Origin of the sequence: Bergeyella zoohelcum ATCC 43767 (assembly GCF_000301075.1) — a bacterium.
Lineage (GTDB): Bacteria > Bacteroidota > Bacteroidia > Flavobacteriales > Weeksellaceae > Bergeyella > Bergeyella zoohelcum.
Map to the genome: position 1 here is coordinate 973,999 of NZ_JH932293.1, position 16,593 is coordinate 990,591.

A 16,593-nucleotide genomic window follows, 5' to 3' on the forward strand; every position below is an offset into this window, starting at 1 on the left:
ATTAAAAATCAAATGATTAAGTTAATACAATAGTATAGTCCTTGCATATTTCCATATGATTCCATTTTTTATATGCTCAATTTTTTAACCCCTTGCATATAATCAATAAAACTTCTACATTTGCCTTGTCTATACAGATTTTGTTCTTTTGGAGTGAATGATTAACTATTTATATTTCAATGTATTAGAGTACTGAGGGAATAAGTTATTTCAGAAGATATTCTTTCTTGATTTATATCAATGTTTAGCGGTGGATGTCCGTAGTATCTTTGCATCATCAATAACGAAGTATTAAACAATTTAAATCGATGCGAAAAATTTTACTATTTTTAAGTGCAGCACTTTTGAGCAGTTGCGGTTTCGGACAAAAAACAAATTCAAACAATAAAAATAACAAACAAATGAAAGCAGTTTATCATAAAGCAGATAGCAGAGGACACGCAAACCACGGATGGTTAAATAGTTACCACACTTTTAGCTTTGCAGAATATTACAACCCACAGAGAATGAACTTCGGTGTTCTTCGTGTATTAAATGACGATACCGTAAAAGGTGGAATGGGCTTCGGAACACACCCACACCGAGATATGGAAATCATCAGTATTCCTTTGGAGGGCGACCTAAAACACGGCGATAGTATGGGTAATGAAGGTATCATCCGTAAAGGAGAAATCCAAGTAATGAGTGCTGGAACAGGAATTATGCACAGCGAAATGAACGGCAATCAAGGAGAAACCGTGAAATTCTTGCAAATTTGGATTTTACCTCGTAAAATGGGAGTTACTCCTCGTTATGACCAAATTGAAATCGAAAAAAATAAGAAAATCAACGATTTCCAGCAAATCCTATCCCCTAACCCTGATGATGCAGGTGTATGGATTCACCAAGATGCGTGGTTCAATATGGCTAACTTTACCGCCGGAAACTCAAAAACATACAAGCTAAACAAAGAAGGTAACGGAGTTTATGTATTCGTTATTAAAGGAAAAGCAAAAATAGGCGACCAAGTATTAGACCAAAGAGACGGTTACGGAATTTATGATACTTCAGAATTTAATTTACAAGCTCTTGAGGATTCACAAATTCTGTTGATGGAAGTACCAATGCAATTACCATAAAAATTAAGTTACGATGAGCATATTTCAAAACAAAGATTTAGGACTTTTAATTCTTCGTCTATCCGTAGGATTGCTAATGATTCCACACGGAATCCATAAATTACTAAATTCAGGAGCGTTGGGGTACATTCAGTCGCTTTTGGAAGCCAAAGGATTACCAGCGTTTATCAGCTATGGTGTTTTTGTGGGAGAAATTATTGCACCGCTACTCATCGTAATTGGTTTCCGTACGCGTATCTCGGCATTGGTATTGGCAGCCACAGGTTTAATGATTCTGTTCTTAGGATACGACAACCTTTTTGCCCTCACGCAGCACGGCGGTTGGGTAGCAGAACTTGCAGGATTGTTCCTCTTCGGAGCCTTGGCATTAGCCTTTACGGGCGGTGGGAAATACGCTCTATCCACTAATAATCAGTGGGATTAAAATAAATAAAATCAAAACGAAACGCCCTTTAATTGGGGCGTTTTTTAAGTTAAAACCTATTTGAAAAAATCTTGGAAAATACTCCTTTCGTTAAAAAAACATTTTTATTTCACATCTGATATTATGAAAAACAATTTTTTAGAGTGCTTAAAAACAGGCTATTGTGATAGAAAATATGACTTAAACAAACAGAAAATAGAACAATTTATAGATTCTTTTTTTCGGTTTATATTTTTCTTAGAGCCTCAAAGATGTGATTCTCAAACGGAGATTGAAAGCCGATTTGTCAGTTTTAAAAATCAGTTTAAAGACATAATAAACGATATAAAACAAGAAAATACCGTACAGGTATGCGAAACTTTTTTTAATGAGATTCCTAGTATTTATGAAACATTGGGAAAAGACGCTCAGTTTTTCTTAGAAAGTGATCCTGCTGCTACGCATATAGAAGAGATTAAAGTTTCATACCCAGGATTTTATGCCATTGCAATTTATAGATTTGCAAATCAGCTGCACCTTCAAAAAATCCCACTAATTCCAAGAATTTGGACAGAGCTTGCCCATAGCAAAACGGGAATAGATATTCATCCAGGGGCAAATATTGGGGAATATTTCTTTATTGATCACGGCACAGGAATTGTAATAGGAGAAACCACCCAAATAGGAAACCGTGTAAAAATTTATCAGAATGTAACATTAGGGGCATTGGCAGTATCTAAAAGCATTGCCAATACCAAAAGGCATCCTACTATAGAAGATGAAGTAACCATCTATGCAGGAGCTACTATTTTGGGCGGAAAAACCACTATTGGTAAGGGGGCTACTATTGGAGGAAATGTTTGGATTACAGAAAGTATAGAGCCACATAGCTTGGTTTATTACAAAGATAAAACCATCATCAGAAGTCAAGGAAATTCATCCGAACCGATTAATTTTTCCATATAAACCTATTAAATGATATGGATACACCGATAGATTTTCTTCTAAAAAAGGAAAAAATATAACAAAGCCATTCTTAATATTTAAAGTCATATAAAACATGAAATTCAATAATGTATTAGAAACTATTGGGAAAACGCCAGTAGTCAAATTGAGTAAAATTTTTCCTAAGCATAATGTTTGGATAAAATTAGAACGAAGCAATCCAGGGGGAAGCATCAAAGATAGAATTGCTTTAGCAATGATAGAAACCGCTGAAAAGGAAGGAAAAATCAATAGAAATACCCAAATCATAGAACCTACTTCGGGGAATACAGGAGTAGGATTAGCTATGGTTTCGGCAGTAAAAGGTTATCATTTAACATTGGTAATGCCTGAAAGTATGAGTGTTGAAAGAAGAAAACTTATGACTGCCTATGGTGCCAATATCGTATTAACACCAAGAGAATTAGGTATGAAAGGAGCCATTGAAAAAGCTCAGGAATTGGCACAGCAAAACGAAAACACTTGGATACCACAGCAGTTTGAAAACATCTCAAACCCTGAAATTCATCGTAATACAACTGCTCAAGAGATTCTTAATGATTTTCCAGAGGGAATTGATTACCTCATCACGGGCGTAGGAACAGGTGGACATATTACAGGAATTTCGGAGATTATAAAACAGAAATTTTCTGAGTTAAAATCTTTTGCTGTAGAGCCAGAGCTTTCCCCAGTTCTAAGTGGCGGAAATCCTGGGCCTCACCCTATACAAGGCATCGGTGCAGGGTTTGTACCCAAAGTTCTCAATACTGAAATTTTAGATGGAACCTTTCAGGTGAGTAAAGAAAATGCATTTGCTTATACCCAAAGACTAGCCCAAGAAGAAGGTATTTTAGCCGGAATTTCCACAGGAGCATCTCTCGCAGCCATTGCACAAAAAATAGATGAGTTGCCTGAAAACGCCACCATTCTCACCATAAACTATGACACTGGTGAAAGATATTGGTCGGTAGAAGGACTTTTTTAAATTTATGAAGTGATTGGAATTTTTTCCAATCATTTCTTTTGTATGCGTTTATTAAGAACGCTATTCATTTCGTACCTTTGCTTCAAATAAAATAGAACATGATGAAAAAAAACATATTGATTACTGCATTATCTTTAGCGGTGCTATGCAGTTGTAATAAAACTACCACGCCCAAGACCGAAACCCCACAGACGGCATTAGAAAATATCCCACAGCCTTTTATTTCGAGTATAGAATATTCTAATTTGGTAGATAAAGCCAGTCAAGAAGAAGTAAAAAAGGCACTCTCTGCTGCAGGAATCAAGGAGGAAAATATCCAAACTTTTTTGGACAATGTAAGTACTTTTAACCAGACCGTTGGCGAAGTAGGAATGGTAAAAGAAGGATTTGCTACCTCACAAAATTTAACTCCTGAATATGATAAAGTAAAAATACAAGAAAAATGGGAAGAAAAAAATCCTGTCTTTGTAGGCTATAACTGCCGTATTACTTCGTTTGATATGTTAAGAGATTTTGTTCACATTGAAAACCCGATTTTAGAAAATGCTAAAAATCTATTTGTAGATGAAGATGCTCTAGAAAACAACCCTAAAAAAGTATTTTCTAGTAAAGAGAGAGACCTTTTTATGGCTTTCTTTTCGCAAATTCCTACCGTAGAGAGCAAGGATATCTCAAAACATATAGATATGGTGCAAAAAGATTGGCAAAAGAAAGGAATTTCATTTATTCATAATAATGATAAGACCAAAGCTTCTTTAATTTCGGTATTTTTTCATTCGTTTTTTAGTAAGGAAGACAATCATTTGTTTATCGGGCATATCGGGGTATTGGTACCTTCTGAAAATGGAAAACTTATTTTCATTGAAAAATTATCTTTCCAAGAGCCTTATCAAGCACTGAAATTCAGCAACCGAACGGAACTTAATGATTACCTCATGAACCGTTACGATGTGGAATGGAACCAACCTACAGCCGCACCTTTTATCTTTGAAAATAATCAACTGATAGAAGGCTATAGACCCAATCCGAATAAAAAACAAACCGATAACATGCAGTAGTTTTATGCTGAGAATTATTATTGATGAAAGGTAAATATGCTATCATAGAAGAATGGATTGATGCTTACTCAGCACCACTGCTTCGTAGGGCTTTGTACATGGTTTCAGATAAGGAAGAGGCAGAAGATATGGTGCAGGAAGTGTTTACGGCATCGTTTATTGCTTTTGATTCCTTCCAAAACAAAAGCAATCCTCTCACTTGGCTTTATGCCATTTTGCACAACAAAGTGGCAGATTTTTATCGAAAAAAATACAAAAACCCTATTGAAAATAACCTCTCTCATTTTTTTGACTCTAATGGCAATTGGAAAGATGAAAGTATCATTCAGCCCTGGGAAGACACACCCGAAGAATGGGAACAAAGCCTGCACGAATGTATAGAAAAATTGCCCCCACGATGGAAAATTCCCGTAAAACTCTATTATCTTAAAGAGAAAAAAAACGAAGTGGTGTGTCAGGAAGTGGGAATTACTCCGACAAATCTTTGGAAAATACTTCAAAGAAGCCGTTTACAATTGAGAGAATGTTTAGAAAATAACCGTTTTGTAGGATGATTAACCGATGGATTCATTTTTGGATACTTCCATGTTCGGAGATTTCCATGCTCATAGAGAAAAAAAATGCCAATCAAATTACTTTTTTGGAAAAAATACGATTAAAAGCACATATAAATGTTTGTAAAATGTGTAGAGCGTACCAAAAAAAGGCCACTTTGATAGACCAGCTCCTCAGCAAACATACCAATGACGAAAAAAAAGAGGGGTTTGAGGAGATTGAAATTCAGGACTTTAAACAAAGAATGAAAGAAAAAATGAAAAAATAGCATTTTTTTTGTCAGGTTTTACTCTCCGTGCAGACTAACATATTAAACAAAAAATAATAGATATGTTAAGACAAAAAGCAACTGAAAACCTGCTCATCTTCAAAATGGGGTATTGCGTATCTCTATTTGGAGCAGTGCTTATCCTCCTCTGGATAGGTATTTTTAAATTTACTCCTTCAGAAGCAAAAGCCATAGAAGATTTGGTAGCACATCATCCGCTTACCTTTTGGGTGTATGATTTTTTTAGCTTACAAGCCGTTTCTAATGTCATTGGGCTGATAGAAATTGGTACAGCATTGGGGCTAGTAGCTTCCATTTGGGTAATTCCCTTGCGTAAATACATAGCTTGGGCAATGATACTTACCTTCCTCATCACGCTGAGCTATCTATTTACCACTCCTAAAATGTGGCGAGTAGTAGATGGTGTCCCTATTACCGATTTTTTCATCCTGAAAGACCTCCTTTTATTAGGATTTGGAATCATGCTTTTAGGAAACACTACTCCCAATAAAACCCATTAAAAAACAGTAAATACTATGAAAGTTACACACATTTTTAGCACTGTATTGCCTCTTTTTATATTTTTGTCAGCAAAGGGATGCCAAAGCACTCCTACACCGCATACCGCAAGTGAAACCATAGAAAATAGTAATGATAAGATGAAAAATACAAAAGAAATTTACTTCGCAGGAGGATGTTTCTGGGGTACAGAACATTTCTTTAAGCAAGTGAGAGGTGTGGTAGCCACCCAAGTAGGCTATGCCAACGGAAGTACCCAAAATCCTACTTATGAAGAAGTCTATACGGATAAAACAGGCTTTACCGAGACAGTAAAAGTAGTGTATGACCCCGCCGAAGTTTCTCTAGAGCTACTCCTAGAATTGTTTTTTGAAACCATAGACCCTACCAGTCTCAATAAACAAGGCAATGATAAAGGTACACGCTACCGCACCGGAATTTATCATACCGATCAAGCCGATGTGGCCACCATAGGAAAAGCACTGGACCAATTGGCGAAAAAATACTCAACGCCCATTGTGGTAGAACATCTTCCGCTCGAAAATTTTTATGATGCCGAAGAATACCACCAAAATTATTTGGACAAAAACCCTGGGGGCTATTGCCACATCAATCCACAACTTTTTGAACGAGCAAAAAACGCCAATCCCAAGAAAGAAAACAAATACCAAAAACAAGATGATGCTACACTGAAAAAAAACTTGACCAAAATTCAGTACGAGGTAACTCAAAATAGTGCTACCGAAAGACCGTTTGACAACGAATATTGGGACGAATTTCGTGAGGGAATTTATGTGGATATTACCACCGGCGAACCCCTCTTTATATCTACTGATAAATTTGAATCAGGATGTGGATGGCCCAGTTTTTCAAAACCGATTGACAAAAAACTCATCGCCGAAGTACTGGACAAGTCGCACGGAATGATACGCACAGAGGTGAGAAGCAAAACAGGCGATGCTCACCTCGGACATGTATTTACCGATGGCCCTACCGATAAAGGCGGTCTTCGCTACTGCATTAATAGTGCTTCGCTAAAATTCATCCCAAAAGAAGAAATGCAAGCAAAAGGTTACGAAGCCTATTTACCGCTACTGGAAAAGAAATAATGTTAATTAACAATGAATCATTAAAAAAAACAGCAGTCCTCATTTTAAGGACAAAGGTTTATAGAAAAAAGATTTTTATTTGATATTCGACCCCATCGGGGTCGATTTTTTTTACACTTGTCTATAAACATTTGAATATGCCGTAACTGTCTTTAAATTTCTAAAAAATTATCTTTCTATAAGTTAAATTTTGAGACCTTTGCGAGAACCGTTCACCCTCTATTTTTCTCATATTCGGATGATTTTTTTAGAAAATGGGGGTTTGAAAATTCAAAGCTGTGTTCTTTTTCATCGTTTTTTCTCACTTTTTCGGGACGATTTTAAGCAAAATCTCCCTTTTTTGAGCCTTTTTTCATTAAAAGGCAGGAAGTATCTCCATCTTCGGACTTCGCTTCAGATTGTAGGCAATGGCTTCCAAAATATGTTGTGTGTGTACCTTGCCCAAGCCTTTGGAGCTGTGTGACGCCAATACCAAACCATTACTATCCACCGCAATTTACTTCTTGTATCCGAAATAAGTTTTTGTGCTTTTTTTGAGTCATCTCGCTTCCTTATCTACCCCATCTTCAGCCACTTCCTTGAAAAGATGCTCTTGTTTTCCAACTTCTTCCTCGGGCAATTCGTCTTCTTTTCGGTCTTGGGTAATTTCAAAAGTTTTCGGCTTTTTCGAATGAAACGAATTCTGCGTAATACTGGCATCTACCTTTACGCCTTGATGAATGATATTCCTGTGTTTTTCCAACTGATGGTTGATTTCAGAAAGCAAAGAATCAAAAGCTTTCTTTTCGGTAAGCTCAGTACGAAATCGACTTAAAACACTATAGCTCGGGACAGAGTCTTCCAGCTGCATACCGCAGAATTTCATTGCCGATAGGCTGTCGTTTACATGTTCTTCTACCTTGACATCCGAGAGGTTATTCCACATCCCGATGAGTCGCATTTTGAACAGCAGGAGTCCATCGTAAGGTTTTTTTCTACATCGTAAGCAGTAAAGGATATAGCGGATAGGGTTTTGGTACGTTTCATAAAGCAAATATACAAAATAATCAACTAACAATCAATTGTTTAAATTATTTTTCCGTTTTTTACCGTGCAAAGGTCTCTCTATATAAGGCGTATTTTGCCCCAACTTAGCATCCTTGCCAAGCACTAAGGGAGTAAACTTTTTATTTTCAGTACGCTGAATAGAGTCTCTCCTTTGGAATAAATCTCTGAACTTGCTCCCATACGGAAAACTTTCTTTGTGCGTTTATCCTAAAGTTCTAAAATATTGGCTTCGCTGGGTTTCCAACCACTGCTCTTCTGCTCTACAGCCTAAGAGTAAAACCGTTGCCAAAAAAGAGTAATTTAGATGGTTTTATGTGTTGTTTTTGATGTGCAAAATGAAACAAAATATTTGAATCAAAAAAAAATCTGAAAAAATATTTAAATACCTTCTTTCTTCATGGAAGAACCCACAAAATAAAGTATCTTTGCAGAAATGAAAACTAAAAAAATAAAGGGGAAATATGAAAAATAAAAAAATGGCAAGCGACCTACATCACACCGCTACAACCGATTACCTTTGCTGCGTTCCCACCCTGGAGGATTTTCAGGAGCTGGTTGTGTAGGACTTGCCAGTGCAAAAGTAAGAAAAATATCATAAACTCAAAATTATTATTAAAAAAAATCATCATGACAAAGAATTTATTTATAAAAGGAATTTATATCGCATTGGTTATCATTGTTTTATTTTTCATCGCTTACTTTTTTTTAAAAGACGATGGCTATTATAAAACCTCTATTCTCCTTAATGCTTTTGCTGTTCCCCTTATTTTAGGGTTAGGTGCATTTTTATCCGTGAGGCAACTGACCCGAAATGGCGGATTTCTTACCTTTAAAATGATTTATAAACAGGCTTTTGTCCCTATTTTCGTGGGAGGAACCTTGTCTCTCTTTTTTATTTTTGCATTTCTCAATTACGGAGACCAAGCAACCAAAGCATTACTGAACCAGCAGTATATAGAGAGCTACAAAAACGCTTTAGAAGATGAATACGCCTCTGCAAAAAAAATAGTAAAACCTAATAGTGATGAGGACAAGGAACTAGAAGAAAAATATGCCCAAGCCAAAGTGAGAATAGCGGATAAGGTATCTAAAAATGAAGATATGTTTTCTGCCCAATATTTTATGTACATCTATGCGGGATATTGTGCATTCTTCCTCATTCTTTCTTTGTTTTTTGCAAGTTTCTTTAGAAGCCGAAGAGTCTATTAATTGATCCTCTATTATTTCACTATATTTGTATCATTAAACTTACAAAAAATTGAACAATACCATAGATTTATCCATCATCATTCCTCTGCTCAATGAGGAGGAAAGCCTAGAACAGCTTTACCAACGCATTAAAAATGTATGTGATGCCCACCACTATACCTATGAAGTTTGGTTTGTGGATGATGGAAGTACTGATAACTCTTGGGGAACCATAGAATTTCTAAAAGCTCAAAATCCTAATATCAAGGGAATTAAGTTTTCTAGAAACTATGGAAAATCTCAAGCACTTCATGCGGCTTTTGCTAGAGCAACTGGGGAAGTAATCATTACTATGGATGCTGATTTACAAGATTTTCCTGAGGAAATTCCTGAGCTTTATAATAAAATCATTACTGAAAATTATGATATCGTAAGTGGTTGGAAAAAAAAACGTTATGATAATGTCATGACGAAGAATTTACCCTCTAAACTTTTTAATGCCGCAGCAAGAAAGGTTTCAGGCGTTGCACTCCATGATTTCAATTGCGGACTAAAAGCCTACCGAAAACAAGTAGTAAAATCTATTGATGTTTATGGAGATATGCACCGTTATATCCCCGTTTTAGCTGCCAATGCAGGTTTTAGAAGAATTACCGAAAAGCCCGTTCAGCATCAGGCACGCCCGTTTGGAACCTCTAAATTCGGGACGGAAAGGTTTATCCGTGGTTTCTTAGATTTGATAACGCTATGGTTCGTCAGCAGATTCGGTGGAAGACCTATGCACTTTTTCGGGGCGGTAGGAACACTCATGTTTATGATTGGTTTTTTATCCGCTGTATGGCTGGGTATTTCTAAACTCATTGATGTTTCTAAGGGAATCTATGGTAACCTCATTGCTGAAAATCCATGGTTTTTCATCTCCCTTACCATGATGATACTTGGGACACTGCTTTTCATCGGCGGATTTCTCGGGGAACTCATTATCCGTACCCATAGAGAGCATAAAAATTACCATATCGAAGAAGAAATTTAGTCTAAAAATGAACAAACTCATCATTCACTCTGCGGAAATAATCAGTCATGACGCTCATTTTGAAATCAAGGATAATCAAAAAATGGGGAAAACTTTTGGAATGATAGGTGCTATTTTATTTCTCCTTGTTGCCATTTACCATTTGTTTTTCAATTCCCATAGAAATGATTTCGACCTTTACTTTTATGGTATTACTGCTGTATTTTGGGTATTTGTTTTAATTTTTTGGTTCAGATTGAATGCGGAGAAAATAATAGAAAAAGCTACCATCACCAATGTCTCTTATAGAAAAAGATGGATGAATTATGAAGTAACCATAGCCTATGCTTCCAATAAAAAACGAAAAATAGCCCTACCTACTGAGCAAAAAGCACAGCAAACCGTAGATTTTCTCCATCAGCATCAATAACAATAAGAATTTCAATGAGATTATTAGACAGGATTTGTTTTAAGCAATATAAAAACCAATGGAGTTCCGTTTTAGATGAGTTATTGGCGAATTATTCTTTCGCTCAGCATGAAGCTGGTGATGAGTATAGGCTGATGAGCTCGGCGGTATATTCGTCTAATATAGAAGGAAATACCATTGACCTCAATTCTTATATGAATGGGAAAATGGCGAAAGAAATTTTTGGTAAGGAAAAAGAGATGAAAGAGATTGATGATTTGGTAAAGGCTTATCAGTTTGCAAAGGAAAATCCGCTACATGAGACTAATTTTTTAAAGGCTCATTCATTGCTTTCAGAAGAACTATTAATAAAATCACTTAGAGGAAAATACAGAAATGAAAAGGTAGGTGTTTTTGGTGCGGAAGGATTGGTCTATTTAGCTGTAGAAGAACAGTGGGTGCCTCAGGAAATGAGTAATTTGTTTAAAGAAATAGAAACACTGCTTCATACAGATTTAAATACCATAGAAATTTTTTATTTTGCTTCCATGATTCATTTGAGATTGGCACATATTCATCCTTTTAGAGATGGCAATGGACGAGCAGCTCGGCTTTTAGAAAAATGGTTCTTAGCGAAAAAAATGGGCGAAAAATTTTGGCAAATCAGTGCTGAAAAATATTATAAAACACACCAAAGTGAATATTATAAAAACCTAAATATAGGTATGGATTATTACGCTTTAGATTATGAAAAATCTTTACCATTCCTAATGATGCTACCACAATCTTTAAAAGAATAAAACATAAAAAATGAAAACATTCTTTAATCATAGAATCTCAATAACAGTGGATGATGAGAAAATGACAATACAAGATGGAATGAAAAGACATAGAATTATCTTTATTATTCTACCTGTGGTATGGATTATCCTATCTCTGCTGAAAATGTATGAAAATAATAATTTTAGTGGCAATTTTATTCGTTATGGACTTATTTTGTTGTGTGCTATCCAATTATTTATTTCATTAAGAACAGATGTTTCTAAAACAATTTACACAAAAGAAATATCAGAAATTAAAGTGAAAAAAAATATTTTCGGGAGACATGAAGTGAGTATCCTTCATAATAATAAGAAAAGAAATTTAGGAGTTTTTACTTCCGAAGATTATCATAAATTAAAAGATTTATTTGAAAACATAAAAAAATGAAACTTAATTATATCGTATTGTATCTCTTATTGCTCGCTTTTATTTCTTGTGGGAAAATTTCACCCAAAGGAGAAATTGTAGCCAAAGACATTCCCGTAGAGGAATTTACAACGCTGGATTTAAAAGGAAATTTCAGAGTGTTTTTTGTCCGTAGTACAGAAAACTTCGTGAATGTAGAAACGCATGAAAATATTGCCAATAATTTAAAAATTAATGTACATAATAATACCCTAAGCATCTCTGAAAAAAGAGCTACGGAGTATATTGATTTTTATAATATTACCATTTATGCAAAACAGGAAGTAAAAAAAATCCATCTATCAGAACAAGTGGAATTTAATGTCTCGGGAGAAATAAAAACCGATGATTTTACGCTTAATTTACAAAATAATGCGAAGTTTATAGGTGCTTTACATACGGAGAGGACAGCAATAGAAATGGCAGACCTAAGCCGAGCGAACTTCCTAGGAAAAACTAAAAATGCAACCCTTAAAATAAAGGATACGGCTAATGTTATCGCACCTTATTGGGCAGTAAATGTCTTTGGTTTAGATACAAAAAACGGAGCTTATACTGAAATTAATGTAGCCGATACTTTAAAAGGAAACCTCCAGAACACCTCTAAACTGGTGTATTACGGAATGCCTATCGCCACTTTTAAAGCAGAGAAAAGCGTAAAAGTAGAAAAATCAGAAAAACCATAATAAGCGTTTACGCTCTAAATACTAACCTTTTTTTAATTATTAAAATTTTTAAACCGATATGAACACAATAGACAAGGCCAAACTTTGGCTATCAGAACCTTTTGACAAAGAGACCCAAGAAAAAGTACAAGCCTTAATGAATGATAACCCTGCTGAGCTAGAAGATGCTTTCTATAAAGCATTAGAATTCGGGACGGGTGGAATGCGTGGTATTATGGGCGTAGGAACCAACCGACTCAATAAATACACACTGGGGCAGGCCACACAAGGCTTAGCGAATTATTTGCATCAGCAGTTTCCCAATGAAGAAATTAAAGTGGCCATTGCTTATGATGTTCGCCACAACTCCAAGGAGTTTGGAAAAATAGTGGCGGATGTACTCACAGCCAATGGGATACAAGTACTTTTATTTAAAGCACATCGTCCTACGCCAGAGCTTTCTTTTACCGTAAGAGATAAAAAATGTAATGCAGGTATTGTACTTACCGCTTCGCATAACCCTCCTGAATACAATGGATACAAGGTCTATTGGAATGATGGGGCTCAGGTAGTACCCCCAAATGATGAAAATATCATTAAAGAGGTATATGCTACACAGTTTGAAGATATTAAGTTTAATGGAAATGATGATTTAATAGAATGGATAGGGGAAGAGCAGGATGATGTATATATTGATGCTTGTATAGAGAATTCGCTTTACCAAAAAGATAAAATCGGTTATGAAGATTTGAATATTGTCTTTACTTCCATTCATGGTACCACTTATACCACCATCCCTAAAGCCTTACAAAAAGCAGGATTTAAGAAAATAGATTTGGTAGCAGAACAGATGATTCCGAGTGGTAATTTCCCTACTGTGGAAAGCCCAAACCCTGAAGAACCTGCCGCACTAGAAATGGCAATGGATTTGGCAAAAATTACGAATGCTGATATTGTCATCGGTACAGACCCTGATGGCGATAGATTGGGCATTGCGGTGAGAAATTTGGATGGAGAAATGGAACTGCTCAATGGAAATCAGTGCAATACTTTACTTACCTACTATATCCTTGACCAATGGAAAAAAGCAGGAAAAATCGCTGGAAAAGAGTTCATCGGTTCTACCATCGTAACTTCTGATATCTTTTTTGACATTGCTGAAAAATTTGGTGTAAGTTGTAAAGCGAGTCTTACTGGTTTTAAATGGATAGGAAAGATGATTCGTGAAGCAGAAGGTAAGGAAAAATTCATCTGCGGAGGCGAAGAAAGTTTCGGGTTTATGACAGGAGATTTCGTGAGAGACAAAGATTCATGTGGCTCTATCCTCACTGCCTGCGAAATAGCAGCATGGTGTAAGGCCAATGGCAAAACACCGTATGAATACCTGATAGACATCTATAAAGAGGTGGGACTGTACTATGAAGGACTTATCAATGTAGTAAGAAAAGGGCGTGAAGGTGCGGAGCAAATTCAGCAAATGATGAAAGACTTCCGTGAAAATCCACCTAAAGAAATTGCAGGGAGTCCAGTAGCGGAAATCCGTGATTATAAGGAGCAAACCAAACTATGGGTTTCAGAAAATAAAACGGAAGCCATGGCAGACATTCCTAAATCTAATGTATTAATCTTCTATACGGAAGAGGGTACTAAAGTATGTGTACGCCCATCGGGTACCGAACCGAAAATCAAGTTTTATGTTTCGGTAAAAGAAAACATTGCTTCTACTGAAGATTTCCGAACTCAAATCAAAGCATTGGCTCAAAAAATAAATGAAGTGAAAAAAGCACTTGGGCTGAATGATGAATAAAACTTAGCCAAGAGTTAGAAAAGACTTGGCTAAGAGTTAGCAAAGACTTAGTTAAGAGTTAGCAAAGACTTAGCTAAGAGTTGGGAAAGACTTAGTTAAGAGTTGGGAGAGACTTACGCATGTTTTTCATTTCTCTTGTTGTGAGAAGATTATAAAATACGCCACATTATCCTACTGAGCGAAGCGGAAGAGTGAACCCAACTGAAGTAAATAACTTTGCAAGGAATTATTCCGAAAATAAAAAAGCTGCCTGAAAAGATCGGGCAGCTTCGTTTTTTATGGTAAAAGTTTTCTATATCGCTACGGGAGCTTTGATGCTAGGATGAGGGTCATAGTTTTCTAATGTAAAATCTTCGTAAGTAAAAGAGAAGATATCTTTCACATCAGAGTTCAGTTTCATGGTAGGCAAGGCTCTAGGCGTTCTAGACAGTTGTTTTTTCACTTGTTCGAAATGGTTCTGATAAATATGTACATCCCCAAAGGAATGAATATATTCCCCTACTTGTAAACCACAAACCTGTGCCACCATCATGGTAAGCAGTGCATAGCTGGCAATATTAAAAGGCACACCTAGAAATACATCGGCACTACGCTGGTAAAGCTGTAATGAGAGTTTTCCATCGGCTACATAAAACTGAAACATAGCATGGCAAGGTGCCAGAGCCATTTTGGATATTTCGGAGGCATTCCATGCCGAGACGATGAGTCTTCGGGAATCTGGGTTGGTCTTAATTTGCTGAATGACATCAGAAATTTGATCTATCGTTTGTCCATCTGCTCCCAGCCAGCTTCTCCATTGGGCACCATATACAGGGCCTAAATCTCCATTTTCATCTGCCCATTCGTCCCAAATACTCACACCATTTTCTTTTAAATAAGTGATATTAGTATCTCCTTTCAGGAACCAAAGTAATTCATGAATAATGGAGCGGAGGTGTACTTTCTTGGTGGTTACTAAAGGAAAACCTTGAGACAAATCATACCTCAGCTGATACCCAAAGACGCTCCTCGTCCCTGTTCCTGTTCGGTCTGATTTATCGGTTCCATGGTCTAAAATATGTTCTAAAAGCTCCAGATAATTTTTCATAAGATGATAATAAAGTGTAAAGATATTAAAAAAAGGCTTTCCCATAAAGCATATTCAGCTCCACGCGATACAGCGTGAAATACTATAAAAACCGTTCAATCGCCACCTCGTCATCTATAGGTGTGCCGTTTTCTATAAAAGCAAAAAGCTGACGAGAAAAATAAGCCCCATTTAATACGCCTCTTGCTCCTAAGCCATTAAAAACAAATACATTATTATACTGAGGATGTTTCCCCATAATGGGTCTTCTATCTGCTACGGTAGGACGAAAAGCTGTATTTTTCTCTACGATTTCAAAATTTTGATTGCATATCCATGATAAGCCCTCTGTAAGCTCTTGTACAGCAAGTGGGTTAATTTCCGGATGGGTATCCTCTCTATCATAAGTTCCGCCATAATAAAAGTTTCCATTTTCTAAAGGAATCAAAAAATGTTTTTTCTTGACCACATTTTGCAGCGTTAATTCCTCTATTTTCACTTCTATTTGATGTCCTTTATTCGGTTTTATGGGAATGAACGAAAAAAAAGGATTGTGCTGTACTGCATTTCCTTCACAGAAAACAATGTGCTGAAACTGATTATTCTTATACTGAAGCGTATCTGTATCTAATTTTTGATAATCAAAAAGCTCTTGTACCCAATACTCATTTTGGGACAAATAATCATAAAAACTTTCAAAGAAAGACGCCACATGAAGATATCCTCCCTGCATTACTTTACCACATTGGTAGGGATTATTAATCTCATCCAAGTGATGAATTTCATCAGATAAAAAAGGAGTAAGGTCTGCTCTTTGTCTTTTTTTCAGCCACAATAGTTCCTCATTGGGGTCATGAAAAATTCGATAAATAGGATTTTGAACGAAAAATGTTTTTCCTAAATAGCATTTCATTTCTTGCATGGTAGCGGTAAGCATTTCTATCTGTTCTGATGCCAGCCAGAAAGTGTTAAATTTCTTCAGCACTACGGGATTTACCATTCCAGCAGAAATTTTAGATGCCGAACGCATTCCTTTATCAAAAAGGAGGAAAGATTTTCCATTTAGGATACATTGGTGAGCGAAGAAAAGTCCTGCGTAGCCACCACCTACAATACAATAATCAATATTTCTCATAAAAAACAGTGCAAAGATAGCTATAAGTTGGAGAGGTA

Annotated in this window: 19 protein-coding genes and 1 other RNA gene; 16 read left to right on the plus strand and 4 right to left on the minus strand. The window is 36.2% G+C overall.

Going from position 1 to position 16,593, the window contains the following annotated elements:
* Positions 1-401: 401 nt before the first annotated feature.
* The 9 genes from HMPREF9699_RS04480 to msrB all read left to right on the plus strand — a co-directional run bounded on the left by HMPREF9699_RS04480 (position 402) and on the right by msrB (position 6,999).
* Complete coding sequence (locus HMPREF9699_RS04480) at positions 402-1,118, plus strand: pirin family protein (protein WP_002662766.1); 717 nt, start codon at positions 402-404, stop codon at positions 1,116-1,118.
* 13 nt (positions 1,119-1,131) lie between these two features.
* A complete protein-coding gene (locus tag HMPREF9699_RS04485; RefSeq protein ID WP_002662768.1) occupies positions 1,132-1,542 on the plus strand; it encodes a DoxX family protein in 411 nt (136 codons plus the stop codon).
* A 123-nt stretch (positions 1,543-1,665) separates the two neighbouring features.
* Positions 1,666-2,487 carry a serine O-acetyltransferase EpsC gene (epsC, locus tag HMPREF9699_RS04490; protein ID WP_002662770.1) on the plus strand — a complete coding sequence of 274 codons (822 nt, stop codon included), beginning with the start codon at positions 1,666-1,668 and terminating at the stop codon, positions 2,485-2,487.
* Between the two features lie 94 nt (positions 2,488-2,581).
* Entirely contained in the window at positions 2,582-3,490 is a 909-nt protein-coding gene (cysK, locus tag HMPREF9699_RS04495; RefSeq protein WP_002662771.1) for a cysteine synthase A, read from the plus strand.
* A 101-nt stretch (positions 3,491-3,591) separates the two neighbouring features.
* Entirely contained in the window at positions 3,592-4,548 is a 957-nt protein-coding gene (locus HMPREF9699_RS04500) for a DUF4300 family protein (protein ID WP_002662773.1), read from the plus strand.
* A gap of 23 nt (positions 4,549-4,571) precedes the next feature.
* A complete protein-coding gene (locus HMPREF9699_RS04505) occupies positions 4,572-5,102 on the plus strand; it encodes an RNA polymerase sigma factor (RefSeq protein WP_002662775.1) in 531 nt (176 codons plus the stop codon).
* Entirely contained in the window at positions 5,099-5,371 is a 273-nt protein-coding gene (locus HMPREF9699_RS04510; RefSeq protein ID WP_002662777.1) for a hypothetical protein, read from the plus strand. Before HMPREF9699_RS04505 ends, HMPREF9699_RS04510 begins: the two co-directional genes overlap by 4 nt.
* Before the next feature lie 62 nt (positions 5,372-5,433).
* Positions 5,434-5,892 carry a DUF417 family protein gene (locus HMPREF9699_RS04515; RefSeq protein ID WP_002662779.1) on the plus strand — a complete coding sequence of 153 codons (459 nt, stop codon included), beginning with the start codon at positions 5,434-5,436 and terminating at the stop codon, positions 5,890-5,892.
* Between the two features lie 15 nt (positions 5,893-5,907).
* Complete coding sequence (msrB, locus tag HMPREF9699_RS04520; protein WP_002662780.1) at positions 5,908-6,999, plus strand: peptide-methionine (R)-S-oxide reductase MsrB; 1,092 nt, start codon at positions 5,908-5,910, stop codon at positions 6,997-6,999.
* 538 nt (positions 7,000-7,537) lie between these two features.
* On the opposite strand, the gene HMPREF9699_RS04525 is transcribed toward msrB, so the two are convergent.
* Both HMPREF9699_RS04525 and ffs read right to left on the minus strand, forming a co-directional pair.
* Complete coding sequence (locus tag HMPREF9699_RS04525) at positions 7,538-8,056, minus strand: transposase (protein WP_115599241.1); 519 nt, start codon at positions 8,054-8,056, stop codon at positions 7,538-7,540.
* 464 nt (positions 8,057-8,520) lie between these two features.
* Positions 8,521-8,618: signal recognition particle sRNA small type (gene ffs, locus HMPREF9699_RS10995), an RNA gene on the minus strand.
* Between the two features lie 55 nt (positions 8,619-8,673).
* On the opposite strand from ffs, the gene HMPREF9699_RS04530 reads away from it, so the two are divergent.
* The 7 genes from HMPREF9699_RS04530 to HMPREF9699_RS04560 all read left to right on the plus strand — a co-directional run bounded on the left by HMPREF9699_RS04530 (position 8,674) and on the right by HMPREF9699_RS04560 (position 14,354).
* Complete coding sequence (locus tag HMPREF9699_RS04530) at positions 8,674-9,255, plus strand: DUF4199 domain-containing protein (RefSeq protein WP_002662785.1); 582 nt, start codon at positions 8,674-8,676, stop codon at positions 9,253-9,255.
* 61 nt (positions 9,256-9,316) lie between these two features.
* The gene (locus tag HMPREF9699_RS04535) at positions 9,317-10,267 is read left to right on the plus strand and encodes a glycosyltransferase family 2 protein (protein ID WP_034986090.1); all 951 of its coding nucleotides are present in this window, start codon (positions 9,317-9,319) and stop codon (positions 10,265-10,267) included.
* A 7-nt stretch (positions 10,268-10,274) separates the two neighbouring features.
* Positions 10,275-10,676 (plus strand): hypothetical protein, encoded by a 402-nt coding sequence (locus HMPREF9699_RS04540; RefSeq protein ID WP_002662788.1) that lies wholly within the window; start codon positions 10,275-10,277, stop codon positions 10,674-10,676.
* A gap of 14 nt (positions 10,677-10,690) precedes the next feature.
* On the plus strand, positions 10,691-11,455 hold the full coding sequence (locus tag HMPREF9699_RS04545) for a Fic family protein (protein WP_002662790.1): 765 nt from the start codon (positions 10,691-10,693) through the stop codon (positions 11,453-11,455).
* Positions 11,456-11,465: 10 nt separating this feature from the next.
* The gene (locus HMPREF9699_RS04550; RefSeq protein ID WP_002662791.1) at positions 11,466-11,864 is read left to right on the plus strand and encodes a hypothetical protein; all 399 of its coding nucleotides are present in this window, start codon (positions 11,466-11,468) and stop codon (positions 11,862-11,864) included.
* Entirely contained in the window at positions 11,861-12,568 is a 708-nt protein-coding gene (locus HMPREF9699_RS04555) for a GIN domain-containing protein (RefSeq protein ID WP_002662793.1), read from the plus strand. Before HMPREF9699_RS04550 ends, HMPREF9699_RS04555 begins: the two co-directional genes overlap by 4 nt.
* A 58-nt stretch (positions 12,569-12,626) precedes the next feature.
* A complete protein-coding gene (locus tag HMPREF9699_RS04560; RefSeq protein WP_002662795.1) occupies positions 12,627-14,354 on the plus strand; it encodes a phospho-sugar mutase in 1,728 nt (575 codons plus the stop codon).
* 292 nt (positions 14,355-14,646) lie between these two features.
* Here the strand turns inward: HMPREF9699_RS04560 and HMPREF9699_RS04565 are convergent, their stop codons facing one another.
* Together HMPREF9699_RS04565 and HMPREF9699_RS04570 are read right to left on the minus strand one after the other, a co-directional pair.
* Positions 14,647-15,441, minus strand: a complete 795-nt coding sequence (locus tag HMPREF9699_RS04565; protein ID WP_034986093.1) for a thymidylate synthase — start codon at positions 15,439-15,441, stop codon at positions 14,647-14,649.
* An 82-nt stretch (positions 15,442-15,523) separates the two neighbouring features.
* Positions 15,524-16,555 (minus strand): NAD(P)/FAD-dependent oxidoreductase, encoded by a 1,032-nt coding sequence (locus tag HMPREF9699_RS04570; protein ID WP_002662798.1) that lies wholly within the window; start codon positions 16,553-16,555, stop codon positions 15,524-15,526.
* Positions 16,556-16,593: the final 38 nt, after the last annotated feature.

What these genes read in the sequence shown, in the direction of transcription:
- HMPREF9699_RS04515 (WP_002662779.1), top strand. Translation starts at nt 5,434, where the DNA reads ATGTTAAGACAAAAAGCAACTGAAAACCTGCTCATCTTCAAAATGGGG.
- HMPREF9699_RS04550 (WP_002662791.1), top strand. Translation starts at nt 11,466, where the DNA reads ATGAAAACATTCTTTAATCATAGAATCTCAATAACAGTGGATGATGAG.
- HMPREF9699_RS04560 (WP_002662795.1), top strand. Translation starts at nt 12,627, where the DNA reads ATGAACACAATAGACAAGGCCAAACTTTGGCTATCAGAACCTTTTGAC.
- HMPREF9699_RS04540 (WP_002662788.1), top strand. Translation starts at nt 10,275, where the DNA reads ATGAACAAACTCATCATTCACTCTGCGGAAATAATCAGTCATGACGCT.
- HMPREF9699_RS04570 (WP_002662798.1), bottom strand. Translation starts at nt 16,555, where the DNA reads ATGAGAAATATTGATTATTGTATTGTAGGTGGTGGCTACGCAGGACTT.
- HMPREF9699_RS04530 (WP_002662785.1), top strand. Translation starts at nt 8,674, where the DNA reads ATGACAAAGAATTTATTTATAAAAGGAATTTATATCGCATTGGTTATC.
- HMPREF9699_RS04485 (WP_002662768.1), top strand. Translation starts at nt 1,132, where the DNA reads ATGAGCATATTTCAAAACAAAGATTTAGGACTTTTAATTCTTCGTCTA.
- msrB (WP_002662780.1), top strand. Translation starts at nt 5,908, where the DNA reads ATGAAAGTTACACACATTTTTAGCACTGTATTGCCTCTTTTTATATTT.
- HMPREF9699_RS04480 (WP_002662766.1), top strand. Translation starts at nt 402, where the DNA reads ATGAAAGCAGTTTATCATAAAGCAGATAGCAGAGGACACGCAAACCAC.
- HMPREF9699_RS04545 (WP_002662790.1), top strand. Translation starts at nt 10,691, where the DNA reads ATGAGATTATTAGACAGGATTTGTTTTAAGCAATATAAAAACCAATGG.
- epsC (WP_002662770.1), top strand. Translation starts at nt 1,666, where the DNA reads ATGAAAAACAATTTTTTAGAGTGCTTAAAAACAGGCTATTGTGATAGA.
- HMPREF9699_RS04500 (WP_002662773.1), top strand. Translation starts at nt 3,592, where the DNA reads ATGAAAAAAAACATATTGATTACTGCATTATCTTTAGCGGTGCTATGC.
- HMPREF9699_RS04510 (WP_002662777.1), top strand. Translation starts at nt 5,099, where the DNA reads ATGATTAACCGATGGATTCATTTTTGGATACTTCCATGTTCGGAGATT.
- HMPREF9699_RS04505 (WP_002662775.1), top strand. Translation starts at nt 4,572, where the DNA reads ATGAAAGGTAAATATGCTATCATAGAAGAATGGATTGATGCTTACTCA.
- cysK (WP_002662771.1), top strand. Translation starts at nt 2,582, where the DNA reads ATGAAATTCAATAATGTATTAGAAACTATTGGGAAAACGCCAGTAGTC.
- HMPREF9699_RS04565 (WP_034986093.1), bottom strand. Translation starts at nt 15,441, where the DNA reads ATGAAAAATTATCTGGAGCTTTTAGAACATATTTTAGACCATGGAACC.
- HMPREF9699_RS04555 (WP_002662793.1), top strand. Translation starts at nt 11,861, where the DNA reads ATGAAACTTAATTATATCGTATTGTATCTCTTATTGCTCGCTTTTATT.